The organism is Streptomyces durbertensis, from assembly GCF_014156695.1.
Classification (GTDB): domain Bacteria; phylum Actinomycetota; class Actinomycetes; order Streptomycetales; family Streptomycetaceae; genus Streptomyces; species Streptomyces durbertensis.
Map to the genome: position 1 here is coordinate 1 of NZ_WMLF01000823.1, position 1,088 is coordinate 1,088.

At 71.2% G+C, this 1,088-nt stretch carries 2 protein-coding genes; both read right to left on the reverse strand.

All coding sequences use genetic code 11. The annotated features are described in order from the left end of the window. Positions 1-89: 89 nt before the first annotated feature. The gene (locus GL263_RS27085) at positions 90-542 is read right to left on the reverse strand and encodes a DUF2550 domain-containing protein (protein WP_182858367.1); all 453 of its coding nucleotides are present in this window, start codon (positions 540-542) and stop codon (positions 90-92) included. Between the two features lie 135 nt (positions 543-677). Further along, the gene (locus GL263_RS27090) at positions 678-1,079 is read right to left on the reverse strand and encodes a F0F1 ATP synthase subunit epsilon (protein ID WP_182858368.1); all 402 of its coding nucleotides are present in this window, start codon (positions 1,077-1,079) and stop codon (positions 678-680) included. Positions 1,080-1,088 lie beyond the last annotated feature (9 nt).

Here is a 1,088-nt window from a genome sequence, read left to right on the forward strand (position 1 = left end):
CGGCTGGAAGCAGCCGGGGGGCGTTCTTCTGGGTTCCGCGTATCGGAGGTGGAGGTCCGGAGGTGTGGAGGTGCCGGACGAGCGGGCCGTCAGGCCACGTTGACCCGCTGGCCGGGCGGGGCCGCCTCCAGCCAGGCGAGGAACCCGGTGAGCGCGTCCTCGCTCATCGCCAGCTCCACCCGGGTGTCACGCAGCCGGCAGGCCAGCACCACCGCGTCGGAGAGCAGTGCCAGCTCCTCCTCGCCCTGCGGGGTGCGGCGGTTGACCACCTCGATCACCTCGCGCTCCAGCATGCGACGCGGGCGCGGCGCGTAGGAGAAGACGCGGAACCACTCGACGCGGTCGCCCCGGTAGCGGGCGACACCGTAGCTCCAGCCCTTGCCCTTGGGGTCCGCGGTGTCGTCCTCCGGGGCCTCCCAGCGCAGGCTGCAGTCGAACGTGCCGCCCGAGCGCTGGATGAGCCGGCGCCGGAGGCCGAACACAAAAAGCCCCAGGACGACCAGCAGCAGGAACAGTCCGCACAGCAGCAGAGCGAGGACCATCGCTTACCGACCTCCTCGCGTCTTCCGCTCGTCCGCGCGCAGGGCGCGGACCGCACCGATGATGGCGTCAGCCGCGGACCGTCCCGGAACAGTGTTCCGGGGCCGTCCGCGGCTGAGTTACTGCTCCATGCGGGTTCAGTGTGCGACCGCCACGGCCCGCAGCCGAACGTCGGCGCGCCGCTCGGCGGCGGCGTCCTGCTCGGCCTTCGCGTTCTCGAGCGCGCGCTCGGCCCGCTCGACGTCGATCTCGTACGACAGCTCAGCGATCTCGGTGAGCAGCGAGAGCTTGTTGTCCGTGAAGGAGATGAATCCGCCGTGCACGGCGGCGATGACCGTGCCGTTCTTGCCCGCGGCGCCGTCGGCGCCTTCGCCGGTCGTACGGATGGTGACCGGTCCGGACGCCAGCACACCCAGCAGTGGCTGGTGGCCGGGCATGATGCCGATCTCACCCGACGAGGTGCGAGCGACGACCAGGCTGGCCTTGCCGGACCAGACCTTGCGGTCCGCGGCGACCAACTCGACGTGCAGCTCAGCCACAGTGGCTCC